Genomic DNA, 18,134 nt, shown 5'->3' with positions numbered 1-18,134 from the left:
AACAATCTCCTTATAGATTCAGCCTTTATAAGGTGGTCACGTGATAGATGGTGACGGGTTTCGTCCCAATGTCGGCATCGTGATCTGTAACCGCGAAGGACAAGTTCTGTGGGCTAAGCGCTATGGACAGCACTCCTGGCAGTTTCCCCAGGGGGGAGTGGATGAGGGTGAGACACCAGAGCAGGCCATGTTTCGGGAATTGTATGAGGAGATTGGCCTCAAGCCCGAGGATGTGACCATACTGGCTATCAGCCGTAACTGGCTCAAATATCGCTTACCCAAACGTCTTGTCCGTTGGGACAGTTCACCGGTCTGTGTTGGCCAAAAACAGAAATGGTTTCTGCTGCAGTTGAATGCTGGTTGCGAGTCGCACATTCAATTTGGCTGTTATGGTCATCCTGAGTTTGATGACTGGCGCTGGGTCAGTTTCTGGTATCCGGTGCGGCAGGTCGTCTCCTTTAAACGGGAGGTGTATCGCAGGGTGATGAAGGAGTTTGCTCCGCTGGCTATGCCAGTGGTGCAGCAGGTGAGTAACAAGAAGGAAGGACGGCGCCACCGTTCTCGCTAAGGAGCAGAGTATTTGCTGACGGAATTGAGGCGTATCGTCGAGAGCATGGCCCAGGCCAACACCCTCGAACAGGCACTGGAAGCATTGGTGGGCCAGACCCGGCTCGCCATGCAGGTATCCTGCTGTTCTGTTTACGTCTCCGAACCCGAGGCTCGCTGCTACCGGCTGGCGGCCACTGACGGCCTGGCACAGGCTGCGGTAGGCAAGACCACGCTGCCGTTCGAACAGGGTATCGTCGGTTTGGTGGGTCAGCGCGAAGAGCTGATCAACCTGGCCGATGCCCCCTCCCACCCTAGTTTCAAGTTTCTGCCCGATGTGGCCGAGGAGGCATTTCGCTCCTTCCTCGGCGCTCCCATCATGCATCAGCGCCAAGTGGTGGGCATCCTGGTTGTGCAGCAAAAAGAGAGCCGGCTGTTTGATGAGAGCGAGGAGTCCTTCCTCGTGACGCTGGCCGCCCAACTGGCGGCACGGATCGCCCATGCCCAGACCAAGGGCTGGTTGCAGAAAACCGACTGGAGCAAACCACTGCGCGGCATCGCTGGCGCCAGTGGCATTGCTATCGCCAAGGCCTGGGTCTGGCGCCCGCGCAAGGCGCTCAACACCATCAATCCACGCAAGGATGAGGATCACCAGGCTCAGTTGGTCCGTCTCGATGAGGCGGTCGAAGAGGTGCGTCACGATCTGGAGAGTCTGGCGCTGCGCTTTCGCGAGAGCTACAGCCAGGATTCGGTCGCCATTTTCGACATCTATCTGCATCTGCTCGATGATCCCAGCTACATCAAGCCGATCCGTCATAAGGTCAGCAAGGAGCACTGGACTGCGGTCTCGGCGGTCAAGCTGGTCAGCGATCGGCTGATCGATCAGTTCCGGAGCATGAAAGATCCCTATCTGCGGGAGCGCTCCACCGATGTGAAGGACATAGCCCAGCGGCTCATCAGCCGTCTGGTGCAGAATGAACCCGAACATTTCACCATAGGTGAACCCGTTATCCTGGTGGCTGATGAGGTGACCGCCACCATATTGGCCGAGATCCCGCGAGAGTTTCTGAGCGGGGTGGTGTCGCTCAAGGGGGGAACCAACTCCCACGCCGCCATATTGGCACGGGCCATGGGCATTACCGCCATCATGGGGGTCGAGCTGCCCCTCGGTGACATTGGCGGTCGTCCGCTCATTCTGGACGGCTACAGCGGCGATCTCTTCATCGAACCCAGCGCCCTGCTGCTGACCGAATATCGCCAGTTGCTCGATGAGGAGCGGGCCCTCGATACCCTGGTGCGCAGCGTCGATAGCCTGCCGTCCGAGACGGCGGATGGCGTCAAGGTCTCCTTGCTGCTCAACGCCGGCCTCAGCGCCGACACCGAGATATCCCTCAATCAGCTGGCCGACGGGGTGGGACTCTATCGCACCGAGATCCCCTTCATGCTGCAAGACAGTTTCCCCTCGGAGATGGAGCAGACGGCGCGATATCGCGGCATTCTCGAAACCTATCGCGACCGTCCCGTCTGCATGCGCACCCTGGATGTCGGCGGCGATAAACCCCTGCCTTACTTCCCCATCGTTGAGGAGAACCCCTTCCTCGGCTGGCGGGGGATCCGGCTCACCCTGGATCACCCTGAGCTCTTCCTGGTGCAGCTCAAGGCGATGCTGCGCGCCAGCGAAGGCTTGGACAACCTCACCATCATGCTGCCGATGATCAGTAGCGTGGGGGAGATAAAAGCCTCCCGTCGTCTGCTTGATCAGGCCTGGCGGGAAGTCTCGGAAGAGGCGGCCACCCGCGGCGCCACCATCAATTATCCCAGCCTTGGCGCCATGATAGAGGTGCCTTCCGCCCTTTACATCCTGCCGGAGATGGCCCCCCTCATCGACTTCTGGTCCGTGGGCAGCAACGATCTGACTCAGTATCTGCTGGCGGTAGATCGCAACAATGCCCGGGTGGCCAACATCTATGACGCCTTCCACCCGGCGGTGATCCGGGCCCTGCAACTGCTGGTCGATGCGTCCCATCAATACAAGAAGCCGGTGTCGGTCTGCGGCGAGCTGGCTGGGGATCCGGTCGGCGTGCTGCTGCTGCTGGCCATGGGCTATCGCCGCTTCAGCATGAACACCCACAACATAGCCCGCATCAAGTATGTGTTGCGCCAATCAAGGCTGAGCGAGCTGAGCAGCCTGTTGGCCGAGGGGCTCAAACATGACAACCCCCATGTGCTGCGCGGTCTGTTCGCCCGCTATCTGGAAGAACAGGGCCTGGGTGGTCTGCTGCGAGCCGGTCATAAGCCTTAACTGATTAACATCAAACCTTGTCCCCCTGCGAGATTCATCGCAAAATGCGGCTTTTCGTTTGACAGAGACGCTTATGCAGCACGATGGATATTGGGTTTTCTCACAGATTGATCCCGTCGCATTCAGCCTGGGGCCGTTGTCGGTACGCTGGTATGGCCTCATGTACCTGTTCGGTTTTGCCTTCGCCATGTGGCTGGCTGGCCGCCGCGCCGACAGTCCCAACAGTGGCTGGACTCGTGATGAGGTCTCGGATCTGCTGTTCTACGGTTTCCTCGGGGTGATCCTGGGGGGACGAGTCGGTTACGTACTCTTCTATAATTTCGACCTCTTCCTGGCCGATCCCCTCTATCTGTTCAAGATCTGGACCGGCGGTATGTCGTTCCACGGTGGCCTGATTGGTGTCATCACCGCCATGGTCTGGTTTGCCCACAAGACCAAGCGTCACTTCTTCACGGTGGCAGATTTTGTGGCGCCGCTGATCCCGTTCGGACTGGGCGTTGGCCGCATCGGCAACTTCTTGAACGGCGAGCTGTGGGGCCGGGTCACCGATGTGCCCTGGGCCATCATCTTCCCGGAGGCTGGCCCCGAGCCGCGCCACCCATCCCAGCTCTACCAGTTTGCCCTGGAAGGGGTGGTGCTGTTCATCATCCTCAATCTGTTCTGGCGCAAGCAGCCGCCCCGTGGTGCCATCTCGGGCCTCTTCCTGTTCTGCTACGGTCTGTTCCGCTTCCTGGTGGAGTTTGTCCGCCAGCCGGATGCCCAGCTTGGTCTCTATTTCCAGGAGATCAGCATGGGACAGATCCTCTCTACCCCCATGATACTGGCCGGTGCCCTCATGGTCTGGGCCGCTTACAAGCAGCCTCGCCTGTTTGGTAATGCCCCCAAGGAGGCCAAATGAGGGCCTATCTAGACCTGATGCAGAAAATTCTGGATGAGGGCACGGTCAAATCTGATCGTACCGGTACGGGGACTGTGTCTCTGTTCGGTCATCAGATGCGCTTCAATCTGGCCGAGGGTTTCCCTTTGGTCACGACTAAGAAGTGCCACCTGCGCTCCATCATTCACGAGCTGCTCTGGTTCCTCAATGGCGATACCAATACTGCCTATCTCAAGGAACATGGCGTCAGCATCTGGGATGAGTGGGCCGATGAGCATGGCGATCTGGGCCCTGTCTATGGTGCTCAGTGGCGATCCTGGCCGGCGGCCGATGGCACCGTGGTCGATCAGATCCAGAAGGCCATCGATGACATCAAGCACAACCCGGACTCTCGCCGCATCATCGTTTCGGCCTGGAACGTGGGTGAGCTGGACAAGATGGCGCTCGCCCCCTGTCACGCCTTCTTCCAGTTCTATGTGGCGGACGGCAAGCTCTCCTGCCAGCTCTACCAGCGCAGCTGTGATGTGTTCCTGGGTCTGCCGTTCAATATTGCCAGCTATGCCCTGTTGACCCACATGATGGCCCAGCAGTGCGATCTTGCGGTAGGCGACTTCGTCTGGACCGGCGGCGACGTACATCTTTACTCCAATCACATGGAGCAGACTGCGCTGCAACTCTCCCGGGAACCTCGCGCCCTGCCGCAACTGGCAATCAAACGCAAGCCGGGCTCCATCTTCGACTACCAGTTCGAGGATTTCGAGATCCTGGGATACGATCCCCATCCTGGCATCAAGGCGCCCGTCGCCATCTAATACTCAGGCGCCTACGGGCGCCTTTTTCATCTCTTCTTTATATGCAAAATATGCAAATATGAAGGTAACTATTCATTGATAGAGTGCCGGTTCGACCTAGTGCCCAGTGGCTTGATATATGCTTATAGCCGCTCATTAAGATTTTGCCTTCGGTTTTTCCGTTGGTTTAGGCTGTAAGAAACGATTTTTCATTGTTCCCATCCCTGTCTAGACTGAATCCAATAGGATTTTTGGGGGATAGCTTGACCATGAGTGATGTATTAAAACGCTTTCTGAAACTGGAGTCCGCTTCGGGGATTATTCTTATCCTGGCGGCACTGGTTGCTATCTTGCTCGCCAACTCCAGTTTGGCTGATGCCTATCAAGCCTTTCTCAACACCCCGGTTCAGGTGCGTATTTCTGCACTGGATATCCACAAGCCCCTGCTGCTCTGGATCAACGATGGCTTCATGGCCATCTTCTTCCTGCTGGTCGGTCTGGAGGTGAAGCGGGAGATGATGGAAGGGGCACTCTCTTCCAGGGAGCAGGCGACCTTCCCGGCCATTGCTGCAGTGGGGGGCATGTTGGTGCCTGCCCTGCTTTACTCTTTCTTCAACTATTCGGACGACGTGACCCGGGCAGGTTGGGCCATACCGGCGGCTACCGACATCGCCTTTGCCCTCGGTGTCATGGCGCTGCTCGGCAAGCGGGTACCGACCAGCCTCAAGGTGTTCCTGCTGGCGCTGGCCATCATGGATGACTTGGGGGTTATCATCATCATTGCCCTTTTCTACACCCAGCAGCTGTCACTGACGGCGCTGGCGGTGGGTCTGGTGGCCACGCTGATCCTGGTGTGGATGAATCGCCGGGGAGTGGATCGCATCTCCCTCTACATGCTGGTCGGTTTGGTGCTCTGGGTTGCCGTGCTCAAGTCAGGTGTCCATGCGACCCTTGCCGGGGTAGTGGTTGGTTTCCTGATCCCCCTCAAGGGGGAGCGCCATGTCTCGCCGCTCAAGCACCTGGAACATCAGCTCCATCCCTGGAGTGCTTATCTGATCTTGCCGTTGTTTGCCTTTGCCAATGCTGGTGTCTCCCTCGATGGCATAGGGTTGGATACCTTGCTGAGCCCTGTGCCAATGGGCATCATGCTGGGTCTGTTCGTGGGCAAGCCATTGGGCGTATTCACCATCAGCTGGCTGTCGGTGCGTCTGGGCATCGCTCAGCTGCCACCTGGGGTTAACTTCCGCCAGATCTTTGCGGTCAGCATTCTGTGCGGCATAGGCTTTACCATGTCGATGTTCATTGCCTCCCTGGCATTCGAGCACGGCGGCATGGATTACGGCAGCTACTCGCGTCTGGGCATACTGGTCGGCTCTACCCTGGCCGCCGTGGTGGGCTATGTCGCCCTGCGCTTGTCCCTGCCCAAGGGGATCGCCAATCAGAGTACGGAGGGGTTATGAGGAAGATAGTGGTGATGTTGATGCTGCTTGGGCCGACCATGGCATGGGCCAGCGGGTTGGAACAATGCAAGCAGGATGCCGTTTCGCCTGACTGCTCTGCCTATCTCGATGGCGTAGTGGATGGCGCCCTGGGCATGGGCGATCAACAGGCCCGCGCCCGCTTTGGGGAAACCTTCCAGGAGCGAGCGCTGCGCAGCCGGGTCGGTGAGCGACTCAAGCATGACAACAAACGCTACTGTGACCAGCGCCGACCCGATGCCGTCAAGTTGAAACAGACCCTGATTAACCAGTTCGCGGCAAACAAGGTTGACTCGGTCAGCGACATGTATGACATTCTGGCGGTTGAACTCAGCTGCTACCGGAGTCCGCGCAGCGCGGAAACCCCATCGGATGTCACACCTTAATTACAACCACCTCTACTATTTTTGGATGACTCAGAAGAAGGGCTCCGTCACGCAGGCGGCGGAGGCACTCTTCCTCACTCCCCAGACGGTCACAGGCCAGATCAAGCTGCTGGAGCATCGACTGGGGGGCAAGCTGCTCAAACGCAAGGGACGCTCTCTGGAGGCCACCGAGCTGGGCCAGCTGGTGTTTCGTTATGCCGACAAGATGTTCAGCCTCTCCTACGAGATGCTGGATATCGTCAACTACCGCAAGGAGAGCCAGATACTGTTCGACGTCGGTATCGCCGATGCGCTCTCCAAGCGCCTGGCTAGCCGGGTACTGCTCTCCGTCATTCCCAATGATGGCTCCATCCATCTGCGTTGTTTCGAATCGACCCACGAGTTGCTGCTCGAGCAATTGAGCGAGCACAAGCTCGACATGATCCTCTCCGACTGTCCTGTGGACTCCAGCCAGCATGCCGGCCTGCTCTCCAAGCGGCTCGGCGGCTGTGGGGTCAGCTTCTTCTGCAAGGCACCACTGCCTGAGAAACCCTTTCCCGCCTGTCTGGAGGAGCGCAAGTTGCTCATTCCGGGTCGCCGTACCGCCATGGGGCGTCAATTGACCCAGTGGTTCGAGCAGCAAGGCATCTCCCCCAGCATTTTGGGCGAATTCGATGACGCGGCGTTGATGAAAGCGTTCGGTTTCTTCAACCAGGGTATCTTTATGGCGCCCACCATCTACCGGGAAGAGATACTGGAAGGGGAGGGGGTCATGCTGATCGGCGAGACCCAGGACTTGATGGAGGAGTATTACGTCATCTTTGCCGAGCGGATGATCCAGCACCCGGCGGTCAAGCGGGTATGCGAGAGTGACTTCTCTTTCCTGTTTGCCGGGCAGGAGAACTTTTCCACCATACAGCCAGCGACCCTGTCGTTTTAAATTGAGGCCAATCAAGCTATTATCGCCATTGACGTCAGAGGAGAGCGCCATGGTACTGGAGGAGATGGAGGCGAATGCAGGCAGGGCGGTAGCCTTGCTCAAGGCGCTGGCCAACGAGAGAAGGCTGTTCATTCTTTGTCAGCTGCTAGACAAGGAGTTGTCGGTGGGCGAATTGAATGAAGTACTTGGCTTGAGCCAGTCTGCGTTGTCACAACACCTGGCTGTACTGCGGCGGGATGAGTTGGTGGAGACGCGAAAAGAGGCCCAGACGGTCTATTATTCGCTGCGCAGCCATGAGGTGCGCGAGATGATAGGTTTGTTGCACACACTTTACTGCACGACAGATAAATAAAAAACCGGCACAGAGGCCGGTTTTTTTGCTTTATTCAGCCGAAGCTGATTAAGCCATAGCTTTGATCTGGGCAGACAGGCGGCTCTTGTGACGAGCAGCTTTGTTCTTGTGGATCAGGCCTTTGGTAGCCATGCGATCCATGATCGGCTGAGCGGTAGCGAAAGCAGCAACGGCAGCAGCTTTGTCGCCAGAAGCGATGGCAGCAATTACTTTCTTCAGATAGGTACGGGTCATTGAACGACGGCTGGCGTTGTGTTGACGACGTTTCTCTGACTGAATCGCGCGCTTCTTAGCAGATTTGATATTAGCCAAGGTAAAACTCCTAAAACTGTCTTAGCGAGTGTATTGAAAAGGCCCGGAAATATGCCTTCTCAACCACATATTGTCAAATGATTTGTGCAAATAAACACCGCCCCCCGGTGGTGTGTCAGTTGGGAGGCGGTTAAACTGTCGGCCGATTCTAGCAGCATTCTTTCCATTCTGACAGTTCCAGAGGCCTCGTCTTGAGTAAGAAATTGATCAAATCCGGTATGATAGTGTCCTCAATGACACTGGTATCCCGTGTGATGGGCTTGGTTCGCGATGTGGTTATCGCCAATCTGCTCGGTGCCGGCGCGGCTGCCGACGTCTTCTTCTTTGCCAATCGTATTCCCAACTTCCTGCGGCGGCTCTTTGCCGAAGGTGCTTTCAACCAGGCGTTCGTCCCCGTCATGACCGAGTACAAAAAAAATGGCGATGAGCGAGAGGTACGCGAGCTGCTGGCGGCGGTGGCGGGGACCCTTGGCGGCATAGTGACCATAGTGACTCTGCTCGGTGTGCTGGGCTCCGGTGTGCTGACGGCGCTGTTTGGCTGGGGCTGGTTCTGGGACTGGTTACATGGTGGTCCGGCCGCCGAGAAGTTCGAGCTGGCCAGTTTGATGCTCAAGATAACCTTCCCTTACCTCTGGTTTATCACCTTTACCGCCATGGCGGGGGCCATACTCAACACCTTCGGCCGCTTCGCCGTCTCCTCTTTTACCCCCGTCTTTCTCAACATCACCATGATAGCGTCGGCCTGGTGGATAGCGCCGCTGATGGAGAGGCCCGAGCTCTCCCTGGCCATCGGGGTCTTCTTGGGCGGCTTGGTACAGTTTCTATTCCAGTATCCTTTCCTTCGCCAAATCAACATGTTGGTATGGCCAAAGTGGGGCTGGCATCACCCCGGGGTGGTCAAGATCCGTACCCTGATGATCCCGGCGCTGTTTGGCGTCTCGGTCAGCCAGATCAACTTGCTGATCAACACCATGCTCGCTTCCTTCCTGGCCACCGGTGCCATCAGTTATCTCTACTACTCGGATCGGCTGCTGGAATTTCCGCTCGGGCTGTTTGCGGTGGCCATCAGCACCGTCATCTTGCCTGCCTTGGCCAAAAAACATGTGGATTCAGATCCTGCCGATTTTTCCCGCACCATGGATTGGGGGGTGCGCATGGTGATGCTGCTCGGCCTGCCCGCCATGATCGGGATTGCCATGCTCCGTGAGCCCATACTGCGGGTGCTGTTCATGCGTGGTGAGTTCGGTCTGCATGAGGTGGCCATGTCCAGTGCCAGTCTGCTGGCCTCTACCACGGGTCTGTTGTCACTGATGTTGATCAAGGTGCTGGCTCCCGGTTACTACGCCCGCCAGGACACCAAGACTCCGGTGCGGATCGGCATCATGGCGATGGTGACCAACATGGTGTGCAACCTCATTTTCATCTACCCCCTCGGCTATGTGGGATTGGCGCTGGCCACTGCCTGTGCCGGGACCCTGAATGCCGCCTTGTTATTCAAAGGCTTGTATCAACAGAGCGTCTATCGCCCATCCCGTCAGACTGGGTTCTTCTGCCTCAAGTTATTGGCGGCGACCCTGATGATGGGGGGGCTGCTTGGCTACCTGTCACCGGATCTCGCTCAATGGGGAGCCTGGAGCATGGCCAAGGCCAGTTGGGAGCTGACGCTGCTGCTGCTGATAGGGGGCGGCGTCTACGGGATCTGCCTGCTTGTGCTCGGAATTCGGCCACGACACCTGAAATCCAGCCGCGAGGGCTGATCCAGACCGCCGCCTGATATATAATCCGGCGATTTCGACAGCAGCAGAACACAAGGCACTGATGGAGCTTATCCGCGGTATTCACAATCTCAAGCCCCGTCACCAGGGCTGTGTGTTGACCATTGGCAACTTTGATGGGGTCCATCAGGGTCACCAGGCTGTGTTGACGCGCTTGCAGGAGAAGGCTGCGGCGCTTGGGCTGCCAGCTTGCGTCATGCTGTTTGAGCCTCAGCCTCTGGAGCTGTTTGCAGGGGATGACGCACCCGCCCGCCTTTCCCGCCTGCGAGAGAAGGTGGAGGCGCTGGCGGCGCTGCGCATAGACCGCCTGCTTTGCGTGCACTTTAGCCGCGAGTTTGCCGCCCAGTCAGCCGACACCTTTATCAAGCAGCTGCTGGTCGAGAAACTGGGGGTTCGCTACCTGGTGGTGGGGGATGATTTTCGCTTCGGCAAGGGCCGGGAAGGGGATTTTCAACTGCTGCAACAAGCCGGACGCCGTCACGGTTTCGAGGTGGTCAGCACCCAGAGCTTCCAGCTTGCCCGCCAGCGGGTCAGCAGCACCCTAGTGCGGGAAGCCCTCAGCGCGGGGCGCATGGCCGAGGTGGAACTGATGCTCGGTCGTCCCTATGCTATCACTGGCCGGGTGGCTCATGGTGACAAGCTGGGGCGCACCATCGGCTTCCCGACGGCCAACCTTGCCCTCAAGCGCCGGGTCAGCCCGGTCGGTGGCGTGTTTGCGGTGGAAGTGGTATGTTCCGGCAATCTATTCCCCGGTGTCGCCAATGTGGGTGTGAGGCCGACGTTGAGCGGCTCGCAGGCCAGATTGGAAGTACATTTATTTGATTTTTCTGGCGATCTCTACGGTCAACAGGTCAAGGTGCTGCTTCGCCACAAACTGCGCGAAGAGCAAAAATTTGCCTCTTTCTCCGCCTTGAAAGAGCAGATCGAACGAGATGCCCAGGCAGCCCGAGCCTGGTTTGGGCTGCCGTTATTCAATTTACCCAGCACTCTTTTAGAAAAGAAGGGAACCCAGGACTGATGAGCGACTATAAACACACCCTGAATCTTCCGGAAACCGAGTTCCCGATGCGTGGCGATCTGGCCAAGCGCGAACCCGGTATGCTCAAGCGTTGGTACGATCAGGATCTCTACGGGGCGATTCGCCGCGCCAAAGCGGGCAAGCCTTCATTTATCCTGCATGACGGCCCTCCCTATGCGAACGGCAGCATTCACATCGGTCACTCGGTCAACAAGATCCTCAAAGACATCATCATCAAGTCCAAGGGGCTGTCCGGTTTTGACTCCCCCTATGTGCCGGGTTGGGACTGCCATGGTCTGCCCATCGAGCTGAAAGTGGAAGGCAAGGTTGGCAAGCCTGGCGTCAAGGTTTCCGCTGCCGAATTCCGCGCCGAGTGTCGCAAGTACGCCAAGACCCAGATTGAGGCCCAGAAGACCGACTTCGTCCGTCTGGGCGTGTTGGGGGATTGGGAGAAACCCTACCTGACCATGGACTTTGGCACCGAAGCCAACATCATCCGCTCCCTGGCCAAGATCGTCGACAACGGCCACCTGCACAAGGGCTCCAAGCCAGTGCACTGGTGTACCGACTGTGGCTCCGCCCTGGCTGAAGCCGAAGTGGAGTATTACGACAAGGACTCCCCCTCCATCGATGTGCGTTTCAGGGCCGTCGATGAGGCTGACGTGGCGGCCAAGTTCGACTGTGCCGAGGGTCATTTTGGTCGTGGCGCGCTCGCCGTCGTTATCTGGACGACCACCCCCTGGACCCTACCGGCCAACCGTGCCGTCGCGCTGCATGCGGATCTGGACTATGCCCTGGTCCAGGTTGAAGGTGAGCACCCGGAGCGCCTGATCCTGGCCGCCGATCTGGTCAAGGACGTGATGGACAGAGCCGGTATCGAGAAGTTCCACAATCTGGGCTATGCCAAGGGCGCAGCCCTCGATCTGCTGCGCTTCAAGCACCCGTTCTACAACTTTGATGTGCCCATAGTACTGGGTGATCATGTCACCCTGGATGCCGGTACCGGCGCCGTGCACACGGCACCTGGTCACGGTCAGGAAGACTTCGTGGTCGGCCAGAAGTACGGTCTGGAAGTGGCTAACCCGGTTGGCAGCAACGGCGTCTACCTGCCGGATACCCAGCTGTTCGCCGGTCAGCATGTGTTCAAGGCCAATACCGCAGTGGTCGAAGTGCTCAAGACTCATGGTGCCTTGCTCCATCACAAGATGTTCAATCACTCCTATCCGCATTGCTGGCGTCACAAGACCCCAATCATCTTCCGTGCCACCCCCCAGTGGTTCATCAGCATGGAACAGAAAGGGCTGCGCAAGCAGGCGCTGGCCGAGATTGAGCGCATCGAACAAGATGGCATCGCGCAGCAGGGTCAGAGCGGCTGGGTACCGGCCTGGGGCAAGAACCGCATCCAGGCCATGGTCGAGAATCGCCCGGACTGGTGTATCTCCCGTCAGCGTACCTGGGGTGTGCCCATCTCCCTGTTCGTCCACAAAGAGACCCAGCAGCTGCACCCGGAGTCCGTGCGCCTGATGCACGAAGTTGCCAAGCGGGTCGAGCAAGAAGGCATCCAGGCCTGGTGGGATCTGGACAAGGCCGAGCTGCTCGGAGCCGACGCCGACAACTACGACAAGGTGCCTGACACCCTGGATGTCTGGTTTGATTCGGGCTCGACCCACTCCTCTGTGGTCGCTGCACGCCCCGAGTTCAACGGCCACTCCGCCGACCTCTATCTGGAAGGCTCGGATCAGCACCGTGGCTGGTTCATGTCTTCCCTGATGATAGGGGTGGCCATGAATAACAAGGCGCCCTACAACCAGGTTCTGACCCACGGCTTCACCGTCGATGGTCAGGGTCGCAAGATGTCCAAGTCCATCGGTAACGTGGTCAGCCCGCAAGATGTGATGAACAAACTGGGTGCCGACATACTGCGTCTGTGGGTAGCCAGCACCGACTACACCGGCGAGATGACCGTCTCCGACGAGATCCTCAAGCGCAGTGCCGATGCCTATCGCCGCATCCGCAACACAGCTCGCTTCCTGCTGGCCAACCTCAGCGGCTTCAACCCGGCAACCGACATGGTGGCACCTGCCGACATGGTGGTGGTGGATCGCTGGGCCGTGGGCCGTGCTCAGGCTGTCCAAGCCGAGATCATCGAAGCGTATGAGTCCTACAACTTCCATGGGGTGACTCAGAAGCTGATGCAGTTCTGTTCCATCGAGATGGGCTCCTTCTATCTGGATGTGATCAAGGACCGTCAATACACCGCCAAGGCTGATGGTCTGGCCCGTCGCTCCTGCCAGAGCGCGCTGTATCACATCGCCGAGGCCATGGTGCGCTGGATGGCGCCCATCATGAGCTTCACCGCCGATGAGATCTGGGCGCTGCTGCCGGGTGAGCGGACCGAGTTCGTGTTCACCGAAGAGTGGTATGACGGCCTCTATGGCCTGGCTGCCGGTGAGCAGATGGGGGATGAGTTCTGGGCCGAGATCCTGACCGTGCGCGGTGAGGTGAACAAGGCCCTGGAAGCCGCCCGTGGTGAGAAGCGTATCGGCGGTTCTTTGCAGGCCGAGCTGACCCTGTTCGCCAAGCCGGCTCTGGCCGAGCGTCTCAATGCCCTGAGCGACGAGCTGCGTTTCGTGCTGCTTACCTCCAAGGCCAACGTAGTCCTGGCAGACAGCATGCCGGAAGGCAGCGTTGCGACCGAGCGTGACGATTTGTGGCTGAATGTAGCCCAGTCTGCGGCCGCCAAGTGCGATCGCTGCTGGCACCATGTGGAAGACGTGGGCGCCATAGCAGGTCACGAAGAGATCTGTGGCCGCTGCGTCAGCAACGTTGAGGGTGACGGCGAAGCTCGTCAATTTGCTTGATGAAGATGACTCATGAAAAGAGTGGCCTGCGCTGGCTGTGGCTGGCGGTTGTGGCCTTCATCCTTGACCAGGCGACCAAGTTGGCTGTGGTCAAGATGCTGCCGTTTGGCTACCCGGGGGTGGAGATCGCCCCCTTCTTCAATCTGGTGCATGTCTACAACAAGGGCGCGGCATTTAGCTTCCTGGCCGAGCAGGGGGGCTGGCAGCGTTGGTTCTTCGCCCTGTTGGCCTTCGCTATCTGTGGCCTGCTGATACATTGGCTGCGCAAGCAGCCGGTGACCATGCGCTGGAGCGGTATCGCCTATTCGCTCATCATCGGCGGGGCCCTTGGTAACGTGTTCGATCGGTTGGTGCTGGGCCATGTAGTCGATTTCCTCGATTTCTACTGGCAGCGTTCCCACTGGCCTGCGTTCAACCTGGCCGACAGCTTCATCTTCATCGGTGCGACCATGATAGTGCTGGAAGGTTTTCGAAGCGAAAAGGCGGCGAACAAGCACGGCAAGGAGTCGGTATGAGCAAGCTCATCAGCCATGACAGCACTGTGCTGTTCCACTTCACCATCAAGCTGGAAGATGGCTCCGTCGCCGACAGCACTCAGTTGCACGGCAAACCGGCCCGTCTGACGATGGGGGATGGCAGCCTGACCGATACCTTCGAGCAGTGTTTGCTGGGCCTGCGGCAAGGGGAGGCCAAGAGCTTCACCTTGGCGCCGGAGCAGGCATTTGGTTTGTCCAACCCGGACAACATCTACCATCTGGACCGAGCCAAATTCGGTGCGGATGTGGAGCCCACCGTCGGCGCCATCATCGTCTTCGACCAGCCCAATGGCGGCGAGCTGCCCGGCATAGTGCGGGCGGTGGAAGGCATGTCGGTCACGGTCGATTTCAACCACCCTCTGGCCGGTCATACCGTCACCTTCGAGGTGGAGATCCTGGCCGTCGATGACGTGGAAGAGGTGCATGGATAGTGGATATTCTACTGGCTAACCCCCGTGGCTTTTGTCGCGTTGATGTCGATGGTGCCCTCAGCATGAGTGAGGTGATCTGATGGATATTCTACTGGCTAATCCCCGTGGCTTCTGTGCCGGTGTCGATCGTGCGATCAGCATCGTCGAGAGTGCGCTGGAAAAATTCGGTGCCCCCATCTATGTGCGTCACGAGGTGGTACACAACCGCTACGTGGTGAACAAGCTGAAAGATGCGGGAGCCGTGTTCGTCGAGGAGCTCGATGAGGTGCCCGATGACAGCATCGTCATCTTCTCCGCTCATGGCGTGGCCAAGACAGTGCGCGAGATGGCCAAGTCCCGTGCCCTCAAGGTATTCGATGCCACCTGTCCGCTGGTGACCAAGGTGCACATGGAAGTCCACCGTGCCAGCCGCAAGGGCTCAGAAGCCGTGTTGATTGGCCACGCAGGCCATCCTGAGGTGATCGGCACCATGGGGCAGTATGAAAACCCTGAGGGCGGCATGTACCTGGTGGAGACGCCGGACGATGTAGCCAAACTCAAGGTGAAGAACCCGGACGATCTCTGCTTTGTCACCCAGACCACCCTGAGCGTGGATGAGACCTCGGATGTCATCGATGCCCTGCGCAAGCAGTTCCCCAAGATCCAGGGGCCGCGCAAGGACGATATCTGCTACGCCACCCAGAACCGCCAGGATGCGGTACGGGAAATGGCCGGGCTGGTGGATGCCATGCTGGTGGTCGGTTCGCGCAACTCCTCCAACTCCAACCGTTTGCGTGAGCTGGCCGAGAAAGTGGGGGCCCGTGCCTACCTGATCGACGACGCTACCATGATAGAGCCAGTCTGGTTGGAGGGGGTCAAGACCATAGGTGTGACGGCGGGTGCCTCGGCGCCTGAGGTACTGGTGAAGAATGTCATCGCCCGGCTGCGTGAGCTGGGGGGCAAAATCGTAGCCGAACACCCGGGCCGCGAAGAGAATGTGGTGTTCGAAGTTCCCCCTGAACTTAGAATTATTTAGTTAGCCCTGATCAGGCTTAAGAACAAAGTGTGAAGATACTGACGCCAGGTTTGTTGCAATGACAAATCTGGCGTTAGACTAAGAAATATTCAATCGCCAAGGATGGGTCATGATTGGGTCTTTTCGAGGTTTTTCTCTCATTGAACTGATGATCGTGGTCGCCATAGTGGCGATCCTCGGTGCAATTGGTTACCCCTCTTATCAGCGCTATGTGCTGTCTAGCCACCGTGTTGAAGCCAAAAAGATGCTGTTGGATGCCGCTAACCGGCAAGAAACCTATTTTATGGACTTTAACAGCTACGCATCGGCGGCAGGACCTCTCAACATGCCTGACGTTTCTGATTCCGGCTACTACCATCTGGTGATCTCTGCCGCAGCAAATAGCTACATTCTGTTTGCGACGGCATCAGGTGCTCAGGGGCAAGACAGCGACTGTATTATCTTTTCCCTCGATCAAGATGGAGCCACACAGGCAGAAAATTTGGCCGGGAATCAAAACGATGAATGCTGGTAAGAGACAATGTTAGCCACCACACCTCTGAGGAGGCGGCAACTCCAGCATGGCTTTAGTCTGCTGGAAGTGATGATCGCCGCCGTGGTGCTCTCCTTTGGTCTGCTGGGGCTGGTTGCCATGCAGGCCACTGCCAAATTCTCCAGTTACGAATCCCGTCAACGCACTATTGCCAGCTGGCTCGCCAACGATCTGGTCGAGAGGGTGAGGATCAACAAAGATAGCTGGTCGGGTCAAACAGTTGACCTGATCTCCGGAAGCACTAATCAGGCCCTGCCTGGATGCGCCAACGCTGATGGCACCATGGCCGCGTGCAGCCGCAGCGACTTGCGCAACCTAGACCTCTTTTACTGGCAACAGTCGCTATTGGGCGCCGGGGTATCGGGGGCAGCCTCTTCCTTGCAGGTCCCTGTAGGCTGCGTAATACGGGGTGCTAACAATAGTCTCACTGTCGGTATCTTCTGGCGTGGCAAGGAGGCGCTGTCCGATGGAGCCAGTGCCGTGGCCGATGTTCGGGACGACTGTGGGGTGGATGATGTGGCAGATAACCAAAGGCGTCAGTTTGTCCTGACGACGACGCTATGAAGTCCGGGGGATTCACGTTGATTGAGTGGCTGATCGCCATGGTGATTGGCGTGTTTCTGGTGGGCGGCGGACTGAGTATCTTTGTGGTGTCTCGATCCACTACCGAAGACTCCTTTGACCAGAGTGAACTGCAGGAAAATGGCCGGGTGGCAATGCGCTTGTTGACTCAGGATCTAAAGTGGGCTGGCTTCTGGGGAGATTATACTGGTCTGCCCATGACGGTTGGGCAAGGGGTGACCCTTAGCAGTGGTGCTGCGATTGCGGGTTCAGATGACTGCTTGGATGAGTTGGGACGCGGCAGTTTGCCAGCTAGTGCAGGCTCAATCCGCCCACTCTGGGTGACTAGGGTTGATAACAGTAAAGTGATCACAGGTGGCGCCTTTGCCTGCATACCTGCAGCGTCACGTATGGCCAATACAGATGTGATCAGCATCAAGAGACTGATCGGGCGCCCTCTAGCTGATGGGGTTGCCACGGGAAACCGTTTCTACCTTGCGACAACCACCCAAGCGGCCCAGATGTTTAAAGGGGGTGAGGCTGTGCCTAGTGATGCGGCCATGCCAGCGCGTCAGCTATGGGAATACCAGCATTTTGTCTACTATCTCTCCCCAAATACAGCGACAGGTAATCCAGAGCTGAGAAAGCGCTACCTGACTGCAAATGGTGGGTCACTTCTCATTGGTGGTGCCATGGCCGAAGGGATCGAGAGGCTGAGTGTGCTGTTTGGGGTCGATGATAGCTTGGTACCGGACGGAACTATTGAGCGATATGTAGCGACCAATAATGTGACTGACCAAGAGTGGAGTGAGGGGCGTGTTATTGCCGCCAGAGTCTTTATTCTGGTGCGATCGCTGCGCGCTTCGACCAATTATGTAAATAACAATATCTATCAGGTTGGCAGCGTCAGCGTACAAGGGAATGGCGATGGCTTTCGTCGGCTGTTGTTGGAGACGAGTGTCTCCTTGCGTAACCCGGCGATGATCTTAGGGGGAGGGGCATGAAAACCCAGCGTGGTGTGGCGTTGATTGTTGCACTCTTTATCCTGCTGCCGTTGACCCTGATTGCCGTGGTGGTCATGCAGTCATCAGGCCAAGATCTCAAGATGGCGGGCTCTGCCGCCAGCTTGCGCCAGGCCGAACATCAGTTGGAGGGAGTCATTGAGGCTGCCATGCGAAGTAACAATGTCTCGACTCTGATCGCTAATATGGGCGCCAGTGCGGCCGTCAATGTAAACAGCAGCAATGTCTCGGCATCCGTTGCCTTGATCGATCGCGCCGAAACCGTGTGCAAGCGCAAGTTCGATGCCAGCAGCCAGAATGTGATCCCCGCTTGTAAATATGTTGAGATGCAAGCGGAGCTGAATTATGGCAAGCATGCTCGACCAATGGATTGGACTGTCGGGGTTGAGCAACCACTGCTCACCAAATAGGAGCAAAGAT

At 57.8% G+C, this 18,134-nt stretch carries 19 protein-coding genes; 18 read left to right on the top strand and 1 reads right to left on the bottom strand.

All coding sequences use genetic code 11. The features are described 5' to 3' along the window. Positions 1-40: 40 nt before the first annotated feature. From rppH to M2366_RS13305, 8 genes are all read left to right on the top strand, one after another. Complete coding sequence (gene rppH, locus M2366_RS13340) at positions 41-568, top strand: RNA pyrophosphohydrolase (protein ID WP_084218272.1); 528 nt, start codon at positions 41-43, stop codon at positions 566-568. 12 nt (positions 569-580) lie between these two features. After that, positions 581-2,848 carry a phosphoenolpyruvate--protein phosphotransferase gene (ptsP, locus tag M2366_RS13335; protein ID WP_042044206.1) on the top strand — a complete coding sequence of 756 codons (2,268 nt, stop codon included), beginning with the start codon at positions 581-583 and terminating at the stop codon, positions 2,846-2,848. A 73-nt stretch (positions 2,849-2,921) separates the two neighbouring features. Next, positions 2,922-3,746 carry a prolipoprotein diacylglyceryl transferase gene (gene lgt, locus M2366_RS13330; protein WP_042044205.1) on the top strand — a complete coding sequence of 275 codons (825 nt, stop codon included), beginning with the start codon at positions 2,922-2,924 and terminating at the stop codon, positions 3,744-3,746. Next, positions 3,743-4,537 (top strand): thymidylate synthase, encoded by a 795-nt coding sequence (gene thyA / locus M2366_RS13325; RefSeq protein WP_259269935.1) that lies wholly within the window; start codon positions 3,743-3,745, stop codon positions 4,535-4,537. Before lgt ends, thyA begins: the two co-directional genes overlap by 4 nt. A gap of 248 nt (positions 4,538-4,785) precedes the next feature. Further along, positions 4,786-5,976: a Na+/H+ antiporter NhaA gene (gene nhaA, locus M2366_RS13320; protein ID WP_042044203.1), complete on the top strand. Its 1,191-nt coding sequence runs from the start codon at positions 4,786-4,788 to the stop codon at positions 5,974-5,976. Between the two features lie 14 nt (positions 5,977-5,990). Continuing rightward, positions 5,991-6,380: a hypothetical protein gene (locus M2366_RS13315; RefSeq protein WP_370736623.1), complete on the top strand. Its 390-nt coding sequence runs from the start codon at positions 5,991-5,993 to the stop codon at positions 6,378-6,380. Then, a complete protein-coding gene (nhaR, locus tag M2366_RS13310) occupies positions 6,367-7,299 on the top strand; it encodes a transcriptional activator NhaR (RefSeq protein ID WP_042044201.1) in 933 nt (310 codons plus the stop codon). The genes M2366_RS13315 and nhaR overlap by 14 nt, the downstream gene beginning before the upstream one ends. Positions 7,300-7,348: 49 nt before the next feature. Beyond that, the gene (locus M2366_RS13305; protein ID WP_259237010.1) at positions 7,349-7,651 is read left to right on the top strand and encodes a metalloregulator ArsR/SmtB family transcription factor; all 303 of its coding nucleotides are present in this window, start codon (positions 7,349-7,351) and stop codon (positions 7,649-7,651) included. A gap of 48 nt (positions 7,652-7,699) precedes the next feature. Here M2366_RS13305 and rpsT read toward each other — a convergent pair whose 3' ends face one another. Beyond that, positions 7,700-7,963 carry a 30S ribosomal protein S20 gene (gene rpsT, locus M2366_RS13300; protein ID WP_005892298.1) on the bottom strand — a complete coding sequence of 88 codons (264 nt, stop codon included), beginning with the start codon at positions 7,961-7,963 and terminating at the stop codon, positions 7,700-7,702. A 191-nt stretch (positions 7,964-8,154) separates the two neighbouring features. Here rpsT and murJ point away from each other — a divergent pair, with 191 nt between their 5' ends. The 10 genes from murJ (at position 8,155) to tppD (ending at position 18,124) form a co-directional block, all read left to right on the top strand. Further along, a complete protein-coding gene (murJ, locus tag M2366_RS13295; protein ID WP_224431308.1) occupies positions 8,155-9,720 on the top strand; it encodes a murein biosynthesis integral membrane protein MurJ in 1,566 nt (521 codons plus the stop codon). A gap of 61 nt (positions 9,721-9,781) precedes the next feature. Further along, complete coding sequence (ribF, locus tag M2366_RS13290; protein WP_259269934.1) at positions 9,782-10,756, top strand: bifunctional riboflavin kinase/FAD synthetase; 975 nt, start codon at positions 9,782-9,784, stop codon at positions 10,754-10,756. Then, positions 10,756-13,617 carry an isoleucine--tRNA ligase gene (gene ileS, locus M2366_RS13285; protein ID WP_259269933.1) on the top strand — a complete coding sequence of 954 codons (2,862 nt, stop codon included), beginning with the start codon at positions 10,756-10,758 and terminating at the stop codon, positions 13,615-13,617. Before ribF ends, ileS begins: the two co-directional genes overlap by 1 nt. Further along, complete coding sequence (gene lspA / locus M2366_RS13280) at positions 13,617-14,132, top strand: signal peptidase II (protein WP_042044196.1); 516 nt, start codon at positions 13,617-13,619, stop codon at positions 14,130-14,132. The genes ileS and lspA overlap by 1 nt, the downstream gene beginning before the upstream one ends. Then, positions 14,129-14,584 (top strand): FKBP-type peptidyl-prolyl cis-trans isomerase, encoded by a 456-nt coding sequence (gene fkpB, locus M2366_RS13275; protein WP_259269932.1) that lies wholly within the window; start codon positions 14,129-14,131, stop codon positions 14,582-14,584. The genes lspA and fkpB overlap by 4 nt, the downstream gene beginning before the upstream one ends. Positions 14,585-14,663: 79 nt before the next feature. Then, positions 14,664-15,599, top strand: coding sequence for a 4-hydroxy-3-methylbut-2-enyl diphosphate reductase (ispH, locus tag M2366_RS13270; protein ID WP_259269931.1), 936 nt, complete (start codon positions 14,664-14,666; stop codon positions 15,597-15,599). A 109-nt stretch (positions 15,600-15,708) separates the two neighbouring features. After that, the gene (locus tag M2366_RS13265; RefSeq protein ID WP_259237015.1) at positions 15,709-16,113 is read left to right on the top strand and encodes a type IV pilin protein; all 405 of its coding nucleotides are present in this window, start codon (positions 15,709-15,711) and stop codon (positions 16,111-16,113) included. A 6-nt stretch (positions 16,114-16,119) separates the two neighbouring features. Then, the gene (pilV, locus tag M2366_RS13260; protein WP_259237016.1) at positions 16,120-16,695 is read left to right on the top strand and encodes a type IV pilus modification protein PilV; all 576 of its coding nucleotides are present in this window, start codon (positions 16,120-16,122) and stop codon (positions 16,693-16,695) included. 17 nt (positions 16,696-16,712) lie between these two features. Beyond that, entirely contained in the window at positions 16,713-17,696 is a 984-nt protein-coding gene (locus M2366_RS13255) for a PilW family protein (RefSeq protein WP_310504072.1), read from the top strand. Next, positions 17,693-18,124 carry a type IVa pilus pseudopilin TppD gene (gene tppD, locus M2366_RS13250; protein ID WP_224431301.1) on the top strand — a complete coding sequence of 144 codons (432 nt, stop codon included), beginning with the start codon at positions 17,693-17,695 and terminating at the stop codon, positions 18,122-18,124. Before M2366_RS13255 ends, tppD begins: the two co-directional genes overlap by 4 nt. The last annotated feature ends 10 nt before the right edge of the window (positions 18,125-18,134 follow it).

Source organism: Aeromonas sp. BIGb0405 (genome assembly GCF_024807335.1).
Taxonomy (GTDB): domain Bacteria; phylum Pseudomonadota; class Gammaproteobacteria; order Enterobacterales; family Aeromonadaceae; genus Aeromonas; species Aeromonas rivuli.
The sequence above is the reverse complement of the archived record's forward strand: the minus strand, read 5'-3'. Positions and strand labels throughout refer to the sequence as shown.

Excerpts from the sequence above, each read along its gene's own strand:
- lgt (WP_042044205.1), top strand. The coding sequence starts at position 2,922 with ATGCAGCACGATGGATATTGGGTTTTCTCACAGATTGATCCCGTCGCA.
- thyA (WP_259269935.1), top strand. The coding sequence starts at position 3,743 with ATGAGGGCCTATCTAGACCTGATGCAGAAAATTCTGGATGAGGGCACG.
- nhaA (WP_042044203.1), top strand. The coding sequence starts at position 4,786 with ATGAGTGATGTATTAAAACGCTTTCTGAAACTGGAGTCCGCTTCGGGG.
- M2366_RS13315 (WP_370736623.1), top strand. The coding sequence starts at position 5,991 with ATGTTGATGCTGCTTGGGCCGACCATGGCATGGGCCAGCGGGTTGGAA.
- nhaR (WP_042044201.1), top strand. The coding sequence starts at position 6,367 with ATGTCACACCTTAATTACAACCACCTCTACTATTTTTGGATGACTCAG.
- M2366_RS13305 (WP_259237010.1), top strand. The coding sequence starts at position 7,349 with ATGGTACTGGAGGAGATGGAGGCGAATGCAGGCAGGGCGGTAGCCTTG.
- ribF (WP_259269934.1), top strand. The coding sequence starts at position 9,782 with ATGGAGCTTATCCGCGGTATTCACAATCTCAAGCCCCGTCACCAGGGC.
- ileS (WP_259269933.1), top strand. The coding sequence starts at position 10,756 with ATGAGCGACTATAAACACACCCTGAATCTTCCGGAAACCGAGTTCCCG.
- lspA (WP_042044196.1), top strand. The coding sequence starts at position 13,617 with ATGAAGATGACTCATGAAAAGAGTGGCCTGCGCTGGCTGTGGCTGGCG.
- fkpB (WP_259269932.1), top strand. The coding sequence starts at position 14,129 with ATGAGCAAGCTCATCAGCCATGACAGCACTGTGCTGTTCCACTTCACC.
- ispH (WP_259269931.1), top strand. The coding sequence starts at position 14,664 with ATGGATATTCTACTGGCTAATCCCCGTGGCTTCTGTGCCGGTGTCGAT.
- M2366_RS13265 (WP_259237015.1), top strand. The coding sequence starts at position 15,709 with ATGATTGGGTCTTTTCGAGGTTTTTCTCTCATTGAACTGATGATCGTG.
- pilV (WP_259237016.1), top strand. The coding sequence starts at position 16,120 with ATGTTAGCCACCACACCTCTGAGGAGGCGGCAACTCCAGCATGGCTTT.
- tppD (WP_224431301.1), top strand. The coding sequence starts at position 17,693 with ATGAAAACCCAGCGTGGTGTGGCGTTGATTGTTGCACTCTTTATCCTG.